Origin of the sequence: Candidatus Hoaglandella endobia, from assembly GCF_900044015.1 — a bacterium.
Classification (GTDB): domain Bacteria; phylum Pseudomonadota; class Gammaproteobacteria; order Enterobacterales; family Enterobacteriaceae; genus Hoaglandella; species Hoaglandella endobia.
On the sequence record NZ_LN999835.1, the window covers coordinates 150,365 to 165,973 of the forward strand.

Sequence of the window (15,609 nt, forward strand, 5' to 3'; positions counted from 1 at the left end):
TTATTCTAATAATAAGGTAATGGTATATATATAACTATTTTAATAAAAATATTATATAAAGTAATTAATATAAATTATAATTTATCATAACATTATATAAATAAAATAATATAATTTTAATACTCAAATAATTCCCGCATAGTAACTTCAACATTCAGCTCATTTAATTTTTCTTTCATAAGATTATGACAGTACTTAGTTAAGATTCTTACCTGGTCTCGGTTATAGCTATATGTCATCACTGGTGGGAGTATTTCAATAATAACCAGACCGTTAGACCAACGATTAAGTTTAATTTTATTAGAAGTATTGGAAATACAAATTGGTACGATAGGCACGCCAGCAGCAATTGCTGTATAAAATGCTCCCGTTTTAAACGGTAAAAGACCGCGACCACGGCTACGCGTCCCTTCTGGAAATATCCAAAGAGAAATATTACGTTTTTTAATATTCTGCACAATTTCAGTTAGTTTCTTATGGGCACGAACTTTATTATTTCGATCAATAAGAATATTACCGGTAACCCAGTACAAAAAACCAAACAAGGGTATCCAAAGTAGACTTTTCTTTCCTACTGTAACGGTACGCGGGGGTACTACATAGGCGGCAGTGATCAGATCATAATTATTTTGATGATTAGCGATATAAATACATTGTTGCGGTAATACCAAGTTTTTTGGACGGCGAACTTCCACCTTGATGCCAAACAGCAGCGACATACGTTTAAACCATCGACTAAAAGTTGCGACATGACTGGGATTTCGCGGACTAAATAAACAATAAACCAAGCCAAATAAACAAATAATAACAGATATAATTATCACTAAAATAGTACGAATCATAATAAGCATTTTATAATCAGTTGATCTTTATTCGATCTATAATCGAAGTTTTATCTATAAAAAAAGATAGATTGAATCTAATTCAATCTTTGTTTTTGAAGAAAAACAGTAAGTTAAGTTATTTACTAGTAATCTCAGTAGTCAGTCGTCTAATTTTACTAATTTTACTAAAAATGGTATAAATTTAGTATATTATTGTAACTTAGTAAGCAGCACTTTATTGTTTGTTCCTATTTTATGCGTTACTAAATTTATGCGTTACTAAATCACTGAAGCTACAGAATAACCCGTAATCTAAATTAACTAGAAGTTTGTATTTATTTGCTACATACTAACGGCAAACTAGCTGGATCCATGGCATAACTTCGACCTACAGAAACGTCAGAATACTACCTAATAGTTTTATTTACTAAGTACTAGCAAATAGTAAAACGCTTTATACTCAGCCCATAGTAAAAATTATTATTGACGACGCTAATATAACTAGCTTGTTCAGCTTCCAGTAAATTTATACAATACAAAGCTTTTCAGCACTATTATGAGTTGTTTTAAGTATTAAAACTATTACTTAATAGAATTAAATTAAAATAATATATTGATATTAGTTTTGTAATATGTTAGTTAATGCAGTTAATATATAACTATATTATGCTCGAAGGTTTAAATAATAAGAAATATTTTATACTAATTAAAAGTATTTTTTGGTGATTTATGAAAAAAGATAAAAATGTTATCTATTAAATAACCGTCATTAGTTGTAACTATTTAATCATTTATCCTACTACTCAGGTTAAAAATCACAAATTTTAAAATTTACATTAATAAAAACAAATAGTTAAAAGTAATTATTATTTGTTTATTAAATTTAATTAACTTCAAAGAATAACTTTTTACCTACAAAAAAACTTGATATCCTATTGTTACAATTGGATATTGTATCTTGTACTAATTTTTTTTACTTTTAAAAGGGCTAACATCAATGAAAACTATTCTCAGACATTTACCTGTTAATCAACGCGTGGGTATTGCTTTTTCTGGAGGATTAGATACCAGTGCTGCGCTACTATGGATGCGTAAAAAAGGCGCTGTGCCTTATGCTTATACTGCAAATTTAGGACAGCCGGATGAGGAGGATTATGAAGCTATTTCTCAGAAAGCATTAGATTATGGTGCACAAAAAGCCCGTTTAATTGATTGCCGTAAACAGTTAGTAGCTGAAGGCTTAGCGGCGCTGCAATGCGGGGCGTTTCATAATACTACTGCTGGAGTAACTTATTTTAATACTACTCCACTTGGACGCGCGGTAACCGGTACCATGTTGGTAGCTGCTATGAAAGAAGACGACGTTCATATTTGGGGAGACGGTAGTACTTATAAAGGTAACGATATTGAACGCTTTTATCGTTATGGTCTCTTAACCAACGCTGAATTGAAAATATATAAGCCTTGGCTGGATACAAATTTCATCAATGAACTTGGCGGACGCCAGGAAATGTCGCAATTTATGATTAACGCCGGCTTTAATTATAAAATGTCTGCAGAAAAAGCCTATTCTACAGATTCTAACATTCTTGGAGCTACCCATGAAGGAAAAAAACTGGAATATCTAAACTCTAGCGTAAAAATAGTCAACCCCATTATGGGTATTAAATTCTGGGACAAAAACGTCTGTATTTCGGCTGAAGAAATTACCATTCGATTTGAGTGTGGTCTGCCGGTAGAAATAAACGGCCAGAGGTTTAACGATTATGTAGCGTTGCTGCTGGAGGCAAATGAAATTGGTGGCAGACATGGCCTAGGCATGAGCGATCAGATTGAAAACCGTATTATCGAGGCCAAAAGTCGCGGTATTTATGAAGCTCCGGGCATGGCACTACTGCACATTTGCTATGAGCGTCTGGTAACAGGCATACATAATGAGGATACTATTCAGCAATATTATACCAACGGTCGCCAGTTGGGTAGGCTTTTATATCAGGGGCGATGGTTCGATCCGCAAGCGTTGATGTTACGTGATGCCACTCAGCGTTGGGTAGCCAGCACAATTACTGGTGAGGTTACACTAGAACTACGCCGCGGTAATGATTACTCTATTCTTAATACAGTTTCCGAAAATCTTACTTACATGGCTGAGCGTTTGACGATGGAAAAAGGAGACTCTATGTTCTTACCTGAAGACCGTATCGGGCAATTGACTATGCACAATCTAGATATCACTGATACTCGTGCTAAATTAATAAATTACATCAGTACTGGTTTACTGTCTACCGCTGACAGTGGTTTACTGAAGTTGGAGTATTCTAACAGAGAATAAAAACGGCCTTACAGCCAGCTTGAGCCATAGAAATCATTTAATTTCCTGCTAAAGGGTACTCTTAGTACCGGCTACAATGGCTTGTTTTAAGTCAATAACATGTGTTGTTTAATTCAACATTTTCGATAGTTAATGTTAGTTAATGAACTCTATGCATAATCATAATGATGAAACTCTAAATTTAATTACTAAATTTGAACAACAGCGCGCATTGCTAGAAAATGTGGTTGCTAAAACGTTGGAATTAGCACGCACTAGATCAGAAGCAGCAGAGGTGGAAGTAACAAAAACTACTGGTATCAGGATTAGTACACGCTACGGTGAGGTAGAAAATATTGAGTTCAATAGCGATGGATCACTGGATATTACTGTTTATGATCAGCAGCGTAAAGGTAGTGCCTCTTCTACTAATTTTAATCCTCAAGCTATCGCAAGTACCGTTAACGCCGCACTGAATATCGCGCGTTATACCTCGCCAGATCCTGCATCAGGCCCTGCGGATAAAGACCTACTAGCGTATAAGGCACCGGATCTTGACCTGTTTCATCCAACCAAAATAGACGTAAAACAGGGCATTGCCCTAGCTGCTGAAGCAGAGCAGACAGCAATAGGTAGCGATAAATGCATCACAAATACTGGAGGGGGGTGCTTTAGCAGTCATTTTAGTAACCGCGTGTTCGGTAACAATTACGGTATGTTGCAAAGCTATAGCAGTAGTAGCTATATCATCTCCTGCAGCGTTATTGCAGAAAACGGCGGCAATATGGAGCGTAATTATGCCTACACTGTCAGCCGAGCCTTTGAAGATTTACGTTCGCCGAAGTGGGTAGGAGAAGAATGCGCGCACCGTACTATGAAACATCTTAATCCACGTAAATTGCCTACTATGAAAGCGGCAATTTTGTTTGCCGCTGAGGTGGCAACTAGCTTGTTTAGTCATTTAGTTAGAGCTATCAGTGGTAATAATGTATATCAAAAATCTACTTTTTTACTCAATGAGTTAGGTCATGTAATTTTACCAGACTGGCTATCAATCAATGAATATCCTCACCTACCCAAGGGCTTTGCTTCTTCCCCTTTCGATAGCGAAGGAGTCAGAACCTGTGATCGTATTATTGTGCAAAATGGCGTACTCAATACATGGCTACTTGGCAGCTATGCAGCACGTAAACTAGGTTTACAGAGTACCGGCAATGCCGATGGGATACATAACTGGTATATCTCTCATCAGGCGGTAGATTTTGATGGTCTACTAAAAAAAATGGAGCGCGGTTTGGTGGTAACAGAATTAATGGGGCAAGGAGTCAACGAGATAACTGGTAACTATTCCCGGGGTGCTTCTGGTTTCTGGGTGGAAAATGGTGTGATACAATATCCGGTCAGTGAAATAACCATCGCTGGAAATTTACGAGATATGCTGCGCAACATCGTTAGTATCGGAAATGATACTGAGATGCGTAGCAATATCCAATGCGGCTCTTTACTAATTGAAGAAATGATTATTGCAGGCAGATAAAAAATCTAAACGGAGTTGCTCCACGTTAATGGACGTGTTAATTATTTATTACTTGTTGTATAGTATAAAAAATAAATATTTTAACTATTGCTTTTCTCACGTATGCGTAGCTGAGCAATTACCTGACTCAAATTTAGCTCTTGGTCCTGCAATAAAACTAACAGATGATAAAGTAAATCTGCTGCTTCATTAAGCAGCTCAAATTTATCTTGAACCGTGGCGGCCAGTGCAGTTTCTATTCCCTCCTCACCTACTTTCTGTGCAATGCGTTTAGTGCCGCTAGCATATAAGCTGGCAGTGTATGAATTATGTGGATTGGCATCCTTTCGACTGCTGATGAGTGCTTCTAAGCTATAAAGAAATACCCAATCGCTAGTGGCGGGGCTGAAGCAACTGCTGTTGCCAGTATGACAAGTCGGTCCTTTAGGCTCTGCTAATATCAGCAGCGTATCTTTATCGCAGTCTGGATGAATACTGACTACACGTAACACGTAACCTGAGCTTTCACCCTTTGTCCATAAGCGTCTTTTGCTGCGCGAGAAAAAAGTAACCTGGCAGGACTGAACTGTCACCTGCAGTGCCTTGTAATTCATATAGCCTAGCATGAGGACTTCGCCAGATACTGCATGTTGAACAATTACGGGTAAAATACCGTTAGATTTTTGCCAATCTAGCTGTTGCCATTGTTGTTCTACTAACATAATTTAATTTCTACTCCTTGTTTTTTTAGTAAAAAATTATGCGTTTTGATAACATGCCAGCGCCTCTGCTACGGTAAATTTATTTTCTAAAAGCGCGCGGCCAACAATAATGCTATGCACTCCACTTTGACGCAGCCGGATGATATCTAACAGACTACCAATACCACCAGACGATTGGAATGTAATATCGGGCCAATCATCGCACAGCGCGCGATATAGTGACACATTACTTCCAGTAAATGTGCCATCACGAGAGATGTCGGTACATAACACATGTTTGAGCCCTAGTTTACGATATTGACTGATGACTTGTTCTAGCGTTGCAATAGAATTCTGCTGCCAGCCATTAATGGCTACACGTCGTTCGCCATCAATGCCGATGCGCACGTCCAAGGCCAATACCAAGGCGTCGGGACCGAAACGTTCAAACCAGCGCTGTACTTCCTGCGGCTGCTGCACAGCGGCAGATCCGACGACCACTCTTGTAGCCCCGGCCTCCAGCATCGCCTTTACTTCTGCAGCGCTGCGGATACCGCCGCCAATTTGCACCAACGCTGGTGCAACACCGGCCAGTAGACGAGTTAATAGCTTAATTTGACGTGATGCAGGATCGCGGGCTCCGGTTAAATCAACTAAATGCAATCCTGTTGCACCCTGTCGTAAATACATCTTCAAACGCGGCAGCGGATCGTCACCATAACTGCGTTTAGTCCCATAGTCGCCTTGGTGCAAACGCACTACATTTCCGTCGATCAAATCTAAAGCAGGTATAATCAATAATTACATCTCCAAGAAGGTTGGGAACAATTATCCTTGAACAATCATAATAACATTAAGCGCTAAAGTCATTGATCTTTTACCCTACTAGTAGCATGGTAGGTAAACTGAGCAAGCTAGCGATTATACTTATAATTAACTTAGCCTCGGTAATAAATATAGTTTATTTTCGCACAACTGTTTAAGCGGTTACTATGACTCATAGAAAATCAGTTGGCGCCGTTGGTATTAAAGACAGCTATGTTTATCATAGCACTCCTTTCGAACTAGGCAAAGCATCACCTTCAACGCTGATAGCTTGGCGTAGCGTGCGGCCAAAGGCTTTGAATAAGCTTTCTACCCTGTGATGGTCATTTTTGCCCTTGGTGCTTAAATGCAGCGTACAGGCCATAGTATAAGAGAGAGAACGGAAAAAGTGTTCAACCATTTCTGTACTGAGATCACCGACACGATGATAGCTATATTTTGCCTTATATTCTAAATGTGGCCGTCCAGAGATATCTAGCGCACAACGTGCCAGGCATTCGTCCATCGGTAGAACAAAACCAAAACGACCAATGCCGTGTTTATCCCCTAGCGCGTTCTTAATCGCTTCGCCAAGAGCCAGTGCGGTGTCTTCTACCGTATGGTGATCGTCTATATGTAGATCCCCCTGCACGCGGATATGAAGGCGTAAACCGCCGTGAGTTGCAATTTGATTCAGCATATGATCAAAAAAGCTGATACCGGTTTTAATAAAACTATTCCCTTCTCTATCGAGCCAAACTTCTACGTTAATGTCAGTTTCACGCGTGATACGATTGACCTGCGCGTAACGGTCCCGGCAGGTGAGTTGCTCACCAATAGTCTGCCAATTAAGATTTTCGCGCTGATAATGCAAGCAGGCGATCCTCACATTTTCAGAGGGCATTATATCAATTTTTTTGTCGCTGATTACATAGCTATGAGTAATATCTAGCTTCCTAACCTGTAACCATTGCATGATCATCGTATTGTGACAGCCGCAGTAGTCTGCTATAAGATGTGGAAATATCAGCACATCATCAAAAACGATACCTTGAGATATAAAGATATTCATCAATAGATTGTGCAGTCTATTAAAATCTGCTGGTAGCAAACTGTTGGTGCTATGATTATCTTGGGTTATGATCATCACTAGGCTGAAGCCAGCTTTTTTTAGCGCCAGCAGCGTAGGGATAACGTCAGGCTCCATAGCTAGAGTCTCCATACTATCGCTCTTATCATCAGTTGGCGGTAGGCGAATCAACGTACCGTCACGATTAATAAACAATACTTTATGTTTCATGTTAGATCCTTGCTGCCATTGTCCAGAAAAAATCTTTTTTTTAACCTAACTTTAGAGATAGTTTTTAATGATAAAAGTGATCGCAGTAAGTGAGCGCGTCATCACAAGCTGACCCTTAACTTGTAGCCTGCAATAAGCTCTAGCGTTGCTAACATCAGAGCCTTTTAAAAGAGTGGCACCCAGTAGTCGCTTAACATAAATTGCCTTATGTATGAAGGAATTTTTTTTAAAAAAAAATTCTTGCTTGATTACATCAAGTTATTATCATTCCATCATCTTTTCAATCGGTAGCACCAGAATAGAACTGGCACCTAGAGCCTTTAGGTTTTCCATGGTTTCCCAAAACAGGGTTTCGCTGCTGACCATATGCAGCGCTACCCGATTTTGATTGCCGGCAAGAGGCAGTACCGTTGGACGTTCTGCCCCAGGTAACAAACTAATAATCTGATCCAGACGCTCGGTAGGTGCGTGCATCATGATGTATTTAGATTCGCGTGCTTGAGTTACCCCTTGTATGCGAATAAGTAATTTATTCACTAAAGATTGCTTATCTACCGATAACTTACCATCGCTCTGAATAAGACAGGCTTTAGAACGATAAATTACTTCCACTTCTTTTAACCCGTTGGCTTCTAGGGTAGACCCGGTTGAAACCAAATCACAAATAGCGTCTGCTAGGCCAGCGCGTGGTGCAACTTCTACCGAACCGGTAAGTAAACAGGATTTAAATATAACACTAAATTTGTCAAGATATTGTTTTAGCAGGTGTGGATAAGAGGTAGCGATACGTTTACCATACAGACATTCTGGGCCAGTCCATAGTTCGTCCAATGGTAGAGCTATCGATAGACGGCAGCCGCCGAAATCTAATCGGCGTAGCATTAAGTAATGTGGATCTTCTCCTTGTGTGCGACGTTTCAGTAGTTCTTCTTCTAGTACGTTCTCTCCGATGATACCAAGCTCAACCACGCCGTCCATGACTAAGCCTGGAATATCATTATCGCGTACGCGCATAATATCAAGAGGAATGTTTTCAGCAAATGCTAACAAGCGCTGCTGTTGTAGATTAATTTTAATACCGCACTGCTCTAGTAACTGCTGTGATTCTTTACTTAACCGTCCCGATTTTTGCATTGCTATCCGTAGCCGTGATTTTTCTAACATTTTATCCTCTGCAAGAATTGCATAACTGTATGGAAGTAAAATTTTTTTCTAAAGTTTTTGCGTTGCTCATTTAGGCACATAGCCTGAAATAATTAGTGATGTTGATCATGCTTAAGTTAGGAGGATTATTATCCGTAGCTTCTTATTTGCAATATATCGCGTTACTAATATGTCATTGACTAATAAGTTCAAATTAATTCTGTTTATTACATAGTGCAACACTTTTATACTGGCTATTAGTGTAGCTGTTTAAAACAAAAAAACTATCTAACTAAAAAAAAACTAGTTATTGTAGAGTTAGGTAGACTAGATATTTTGTATGCGTAAGTTATCATTACTTAAACATGGAAGTAGCTAGTATAAGCAGCATCTAACAATAATATAAAATACTATCAGATTAACTTGACACGCTAGTGGGAGACCAATTAAGTGCTTTACAGCATATAAGCTTTAGCTTTAACAGATCTTGCTATGGAGTAATCCCGTTTATCAACAAAACGGCTTCTGCTTCTCGAAGCGAAGCATTGGTAGGGCGAAAAAACTCTGGTCTACTATAAGGGTTAAATGTACTAATGTTGGCAGGGATAACTGCTAACTGAGCTAGCTGGACAATCTAGAGTAGGACCAAAAGTTTTGGAAACATGAGCTAGTAACATCTCAATAACGATCCTCAGGTTAAGCAGATTAACTACGAAAAACCAAATACTACTTCCATTATAGCTGAAGATCTATAATAGATAGACTGTTAGGATCTACTGTTAAGAAAAAACTTATACTTTTACTTTATCGCGATTATACAAGTTTATATGGCTAAGAAAGGTTAATATAGCTAAATTAATTACGGAGAGACAGGGATTTGAACCCTGGAAGGGATTGCTCCCTTAACGGTTTTCGAAACCGTCCCGTTCAGCCACTCCGGCACCTCTCCTATTCTAATATTTAGATTCTAGTGACGACCTATCGAGCACTCTTAGAAGTAGAGTATAGTTGGGCTATACGTTAGATAAATAAACTTCAGCTTTAGTAGCTTGTTCTCGATAGCCATATTTTCTATTTAATAAATAACTTTATAGCGCTATACTCATCTTTAACGCGTTGTTATGCGGTTAATAGTATCGATAAAACTTTAAAAAAAGTAGTACATAATTTAAACTATCTATCAGGCTGGATTAGCTGCAATTATTCTTGCTATTTTGTCTGCTTGACCGCTTAGCTGCAGCTCTCGGTAAGCTTTTTCCATATATGGAAGTGCTTGCTTAGTTGCTTGTGTATCAGGAAAACTATGTAGCATTTGCTCGACGCGATTAGCTACCGCAACATAAGCGCTGCGTTTATTGTAATACTTCACCACCGAGAGCTCGTATCGGGCCAGACGATTTTTTAAACAAACCAGACGTATGGTTGCATCCATAGCATACTTACTGTTCGGATATCCTCGGATCAGCTGCATAAAATCGCGAAACGCCACGCGAGCATATTCAGGATTGCGATCAGAACGATCCACACCAAAAAATCTATGCATGGGATTATCATCCCGCGCCATGTTAGTCAGTCCACGCATATAAAGCACGTAGTCAACGTTTGGATTTATAGGATTAAGCAGTAAAAAACGGTCGATGACCGTCTGTGCCATCGGTAAATCTATCAATTTATAATACGCGTATATCAAATTAAGCTGAACTTGCTGCTTGCTAAACGGGTATTTGTTATCTAGAGCCTCCAGTTCTTTAATAGCACTATGATAATTATCATGCATTTTCTGCTGCGCGGATACATGGATCTCGGGGTTGTTATTATTTTTATTGTTAGAACAACCAACTAGTATCGCACTTAGTGCGACTGCTACTATCAGATATTCAATACATATCATGATTTTTGCTCATCGTTGAGGAACGATCCATTAATACTTTATACTTACGGATACTACTAGCTAGTATGGCATATGCTATTATGCATAGCCACATTATAAAATAATTAAATTAAATCATACTTTATTACGATGATACAATATCGATACGTTAAAAAAACGGTAAATCATGCACAATTAGGCCAACGTTTAGATCAAGCTTTGGCTAAATTGTTTCCTAATTATTCAAGATCGCAGATAAAAGCCTGGATTATTGACGGTCTCGTAAAGGTAAATGGACTGGTCAAAACAGTGCCTAAAAAAATATTATTTGGTGGAGAACTCATTGAAATAAAAATTCTTATTAAAGATAAATCTTGTTATGTAGCGCAAGATATTCATCTAAATATTGTTTATGAAGACGACGATATTATCGTTCTTAATAAACCACCTGGTTTAGTGGTACATCCTGGTGCAGGTAATGCTGATGGCACTTTGCTAAATGCGTTACTGCATTATTATCCTCCTATTCTTGAGGTTCCGCGTGCAGGTATTGTTCATCGGCTGGATAAAGATACTACCGGTTTAATGGTAGTAGCAAAAACAGTACAGGCACAAATTTGCCTAGTAAAATCTCTGCAGGCACGAGAAATTACAAGAGAATATGAAGCCGTATCTGTTGGTACGATGATCTCCGGCGGTACCGTGGAACAGCCGATAGCCCGCCATGCAACCAAGCGCACCCATATGTCAGTACATCCCATGGGGAAGCCAGCTATAACACACTATCGTATTATAGCACATTACCGTGCTCATACTCTACTTCGTCTTCGTTTAGAAACTGGTCGTCTACACCAAATTCGTGTGCATATGGCCCATATTCACCACCCATTGGTGGGTGATCCGCTGTACTGCGGCCGCTTTCGGCCGCAGAAAGGCGCTTCTGAAAAGCTTAACACAGTATTACGCTGTTTTAATAGACAAGCACTACATGCAATTTTTTTGAGGTTTTATCATCCTATTACTTCTATCGAAATGGAATGGCAGGCACCGTTACCGGAAGATATGGTGATACTATTAGAAGCGTTACAGATAGAAAATAAAAAGTTTAAAAATTAGATATTAGATCTATTGTTTGTAAACTAACTTATCCTACTTTTCATGAAAGTAATAATTATAAATTAATAATCTTATTAAGTGCTGCATAGATTAATGAGTTTTATCGCTCCCCCCCATAAATGTTGCACCTAGCCCGGCTAGGCTAGCCAGTACATAGAAATATGCTAAAGCAACTATAGCTTGAATAATTCAATATTAAATACTTCTTATATCCTAATAAAATACTTATATCCTAAGTATCCTTGATTTTGAAAAAATCGACCTTATCTACATATTCTAGTAGAGTATCTATTTTGATTAAATATGGAGGATTGATGCGTCTGGATCGTTTTACTAAAAAATTTCAATTTGCTCTAGCCGATGCCCAGTCTATTGCTTTGGGGCGTGACAATCAATTTATTGAACCATTACATGTTATGTCTGCTCTCCTGAAGCAGGAAGACGGTACTGTACGCCCGCTGCTGCAATCAACCGGTGTAAATATTCCGTTATTTATTATAGCTGTGGAGCAGGCTTGTGAACGTCTACCTAAAATAGAAGGTATCGGAGGTGATGTGCAGCCCTCGCAAGATCTATTACGCGTATTAAACCTGTGCGAAAAATTAGCACAAAAACGCTCCGATAGTTTTATTTCTTCTGAACTTTTTGTATTAGCGTCGTTAGAATCGCGAGGCACCTTAGACAATTTATTAAAAGCGGCTGGGGCCACGACGGTTAAAGTTACACAGGCCATTGAACAAATGCGTGGCGGTGAGAAAATAAATAGCCAAGGAGCTGAAGATCAGCGACAAGCGCTAAAAAAATTCACTATTAACCTTACCGAACGCGCGGAACATGGAAAGCTTGATCCTGTTATTGGGCGTGATGAAGAGATTCGCCGTACTATTCAGGTGCTCCAGCGGCGTACCAAAAATAACCCAGTATTAATAGGCGAACCAGGAGTAGGGAAAACAGCTATTGTTGAAGGCTTAGCACAGCGTATCATCAACGGTGAAGTGCCAGAAGGGATAAAGAATAATAAGGTCTTATCATTAGATATGGGATCACTAGTGGCCGGTGCTAAATATCGTGGTGAGTTTGAAGAGCGACTAAAAAACGTATTGAGCGATCTATCAAAACAGGAAGGTAATGTTATTCTGTTTATTGACGAACTGCATACTATGGTGGGTGCCGGCAAGGTTGATGATTCGATGGATGCAGGTAATATGCTTAAACCAGCGTTAGCACGTGGTGAATTGCATTGTGTAGGAGCGACCACGCTGAATGAGTACCGCAAATTTATCGAAAAAGATGCTGCTCTGGAACGAAGATTCCAGAAAGTCTTTGTCGCTGAGCCAAGCGTTGAAGATACAATTGCTATTCTACGCGGGTTGAAAGAACGTTATGAGCTACATCATCATGTACAGATCACCGATCCTGCTATTGTTGCCGCAGCAACGCTATCTTATCGCTATATTGCAGACAGGCAACTGCCAGACAAAGCAATAGATCTTATTGATGAGGCTGCTTCCAGCATACGTATGCAGATAGATTCAAAACCTGAAGAACTTGATCGGTTGGAGCGCCGAATCATTCAATTAAAACTGGAACAGCAGGCGCTTAAAAAAGAAGCGGACGATGCCAGTCTAAAACGTTTGGATATGCTTAACGATGAGTTGGATCAGAAAGAGCGCTCCTATTCTGAGCTGCAGGAAACATGGAAAGCAGAGAAAGCTTCGCTTTCTGGTACGCAGCATTTGAAGGCTGAGCTGGAGCAGGCCAAGATCTCAATTGAACAAGCACGGCGTGTTGGCGATCTAGCACGCATGTCTGAAATTCAGTATGGTAAAATTCCAGAGTTGGAAAAGCAGCTTTCAGCGGCTACGCTGTCTGACAGTAAAAACATGCGTTTATTAAGGAATCGCGTAACTGATATTGAAATTGCCGAAGTGCTTGCCCGCTGGACTGGAATACCCGTTTCCCGTATGCTAGAAAGCGAAAGGGAAAAACTGCTGCGCATGGAGCAGGATCTACATCAGCGAGTTATCGGACAGAATGAAGCAGTAGAAGCGGTTTCAAACGCTATCCGCCGTAGCCGCGCCGGACTGGCGGATCCTAACCGTCCGATAGGTTCATTTATGTTCCTGGGACCAACAGGGGTAGGTAAAACAGAACTATGCAAAGCGCTAGCGCTGTTCTTATTCGACAGTGACTCTGCAATGGTTCGTATCGATATGTCAGAATTTATGGAAAAACATGCGGTTTCGCGGCTGGTTGGGGCTCCTCCTGGCTATATTGGCTATGAAGAAGGCGGATATTTAACCGAGGCGGTGCGCCGCCGTCCTTACTCGGTCATTCTGCTAGACGAAATTGAAAAAGCGCACTCGGATATTTTTAATATTCTCCTGCAGGTATTGGATGATGGTCGTCTGACCGACCGTCAGGGACGTACGGTGAATTTTCGTAACACCGTCGTTATTATGACCTCTAATTTGGGATCTGATATAATCCAGGAGCGTTTTGGCCAAATAAACTACCAGCAAATGAAGGATCTGGTGCTTAATGTCGTCAGTCATCATTTCCGACCGGAGTTTATTAACCGAGTGGATGAAGTTGTGGTATTTCACCCGCTGGTTCGAGAACATATCACAGCGATTGCACAAATTCAGCTGCAGCGTTTGTACCAGCGTCTTGAAGATAAAGGCTATACTGCAACTCTCAGCAATGAGGCCTTAAACCTACTGTTTAAATCCGGCTTTAATCCTATTTATGGTGCACGACCGCTAAAACGCGCCATACAGCAGGAAATTGAAAACCCTTTATCGCAATTGATCTTATCAGGCCAGTTACTACCGGGTAAGCCTTTAAAAATTGGTGTAAGTAACGATCACATTATCGTTAGTCAATAAAAGGATATATAAAATATAAGATAATTACTGTAAGCGGCTAGCTACAGCCAGTTTTTACGTTTAAAATATAAATATGGAGCTAGACCAGCCAATATCATCAACATAATGGCGCCAGGATAACCAAACGACCACTTTAATTCTGGCATGAACTCAAAGTTCATACCATAGCTAGAGGCAACTAAGGTTGGTGGTAGGAAAACTACCGATACCACTGAGAAAATTTTAATAATTCGGTTCTGTTCTATATTGATAAAACCCATCGCCGCTTGCATTAAGAAGTTTACCTTCTGAAACAGGGATTCGTTATGGGGTAACAGTGATTCAATATCGCGCAAAATTTCTTTTGCTTGATCTAACTGCCCTGAAGGCAGCCGCGCCTTACGCACTAAAAAGTTCAGGGCACGCTGGGTATCCATCAAACATAGACGTACCTTCCAGCCTACATCCTCCCGTTTGGCAAGCGTCGAGAGTGCATTGTCATACTCATCACCTTGCCTGCCGTCCATAATGACTAGACTGAGCGCCTCCAAATAGCTGTAGATATTCTCTATCTCGTCAGCTAATTGCTCGATCTTAGTTTCAAACAGATCTAGTAACAGCTCGTAGGCGTTACCATCAATAAGAGTTTGGCCACGGGTGCGCATTCGGTACAAACGAAAAGCCGGCAGTTCACGTTCGCGCAAAGTATAAAGCCGACCTTCGCGAATAGTAAATGCTACAGTAGCATTGCCAGCATGGTCTTCAGTATCAGCATAAAAGAAAAAAGAGTGAATATGTAACCCATCCTCGTCCTCGAAAAAACGAGCAGACGCTTCAATATCCTCTAGCTCTAGACACGTCGCTAGGTTTTGTCCTAGTTCGTACTGTACTCTCTCACGCTCATTATAGCTGGGTCCAATAAGATCAATCCATACCGATTGAAGTAAGGTTCCAGGTTCATCGGCGTCAAGGCGTGATAAACAATGGTTTTTTAATTGAAATGCATTCAGCATACGCCCTCATTTACTTTTGCTGTTGGGAAACATATTGGACCACAGACAGACTTAGTTAGAAGTGACGGTCAAGTTTTAGACCGTAAAAGCCTCGACTCCGAGTGATGCTAAATACAATTAGCAAATATATGCATGTAGATTAAC

The 15,609-nt window shown here is 39.9% G+C and carries 11 protein-coding genes and 1 tRNA gene; 4 read left to right on the top strand and 8 right to left on the bottom strand.

Going from position 1 to position 15,609, the window contains the following annotated elements; translation table 11 throughout:
- Nucleotides 1-116 precede the first annotated feature (116 nt).
- Nucleotides 117-851, bottom strand: a complete 735-nt coding sequence (locus A4A70_RS00790) for a 1-acylglycerol-3-phosphate O-acyltransferase (protein ID WP_067567599.1) — start codon at nt 849-851, stop codon at nt 117-119.
- 970 nt (nt 852-1,821) lie between these two features.
- On the opposite strand from A4A70_RS00790, the gene argG reads away from it, so the two are divergent.
- Nucleotides 1,822-3,156, top strand: coding sequence for an argininosuccinate synthase (gene argG, locus A4A70_RS00795; protein ID WP_067567601.1), 1,335 nt, complete (start codon nt 1,822-1,824; stop codon nt 3,154-3,156).
- Between the two features lie 151 nt (nt 3,157-3,307).
- Entirely contained in the window at nt 3,308-4,672 is a 1,365-nt protein-coding gene (gene pmbA, locus A4A70_RS00800; RefSeq protein ID WP_067568255.1) for a metalloprotease PmbA, read from the top strand.
- A gap of 80 nt (nt 4,673-4,752) precedes the next feature.
- Here the strand turns inward: pmbA and hisIE are convergent, their stop codons facing one another.
- From hisIE to bamD, 6 genes are all read right to left on the bottom strand, one after another.
- On the bottom strand, nt 4,753-5,373 hold the full coding sequence (gene hisIE / locus A4A70_RS00805) for a bifunctional phosphoribosyl-AMP cyclohydrolase/phosphoribosyl-ATP diphosphatase HisIE (protein WP_067567604.1): 621 nt from the start codon (nt 5,371-5,373) through the stop codon (nt 4,753-4,755).
- A 36-nt stretch (nt 5,374-5,409) separates the two neighbouring features.
- On the bottom strand, nt 5,410-6,150 hold the full coding sequence (hisA, locus tag A4A70_RS00810) for a 1-(5-phosphoribosyl)-5-[(5-phosphoribosylamino)methylideneamino]imidazole-4-carboxamide isomerase (RefSeq protein ID WP_067567607.1): 741 nt from the start codon (nt 6,148-6,150) through the stop codon (nt 5,410-5,412).
- A gap of 247 nt (nt 6,151-6,397) precedes the next feature.
- On the bottom strand, nt 6,398-7,456 hold the full coding sequence (gene hisB, locus A4A70_RS00815; protein ID WP_067567609.1) for a bifunctional histidinol-phosphatase/imidazoleglycerol-phosphate dehydratase HisB: 1,059 nt from the start codon (nt 7,454-7,456) through the stop codon (nt 6,398-6,400).
- A 264-nt stretch (nt 7,457-7,720) separates the two neighbouring features.
- A complete protein-coding gene (gene hisG, locus A4A70_RS00820) occupies nt 7,721-8,620 on the bottom strand; it encodes an ATP phosphoribosyltransferase (RefSeq protein WP_067567612.1) in 900 nt (299 codons plus the stop codon).
- A gap of 841 nt (nt 8,621-9,461) precedes the next feature.
- Nucleotides 9,462-9,548, bottom strand: a tRNA-Ser gene (locus A4A70_RS00825).
- A 231-nt stretch (nt 9,549-9,779) separates the two neighbouring features.
- Nucleotides 9,780-10,490, bottom strand: a complete 711-nt coding sequence (gene bamD / locus A4A70_RS00830) for an outer membrane protein assembly factor BamD (protein WP_067567615.1) — start codon at nt 10,488-10,490, stop codon at nt 9,780-9,782.
- 129 nt (nt 10,491-10,619) lie between these two features.
- On the opposite strand from bamD, the gene rluD reads away from it, so the two are divergent.
- Entirely contained in the window at nt 10,620-11,585 is a 966-nt protein-coding gene (gene rluD / locus A4A70_RS00835; protein WP_067567617.1) for a 23S rRNA pseudouridine(1911/1915/1917) synthase RluD, read from the top strand.
- 314 nt (nt 11,586-11,899) lie between these two features.
- Nucleotides 11,900-14,473 carry an ATP-dependent chaperone ClpB gene (clpB, locus tag A4A70_RS00840; RefSeq protein WP_067567619.1) on the top strand — a complete coding sequence of 858 codons (2,574 nt, stop codon included), beginning with the start codon at nt 11,900-11,902 and terminating at the stop codon, nt 14,471-14,473.
- A gap of 41 nt (nt 14,474-14,514) precedes the next feature.
- Here clpB and corA read toward each other — a convergent pair whose 3' ends face one another.
- Complete coding sequence (corA, locus tag A4A70_RS00845) at nt 14,515-15,465, bottom strand: magnesium/cobalt transporter CorA (protein ID WP_067567622.1); 951 nt, start codon at nt 15,463-15,465, stop codon at nt 14,515-14,517.
- Nucleotides 15,466-15,609: the final 144 nt, after the last annotated feature.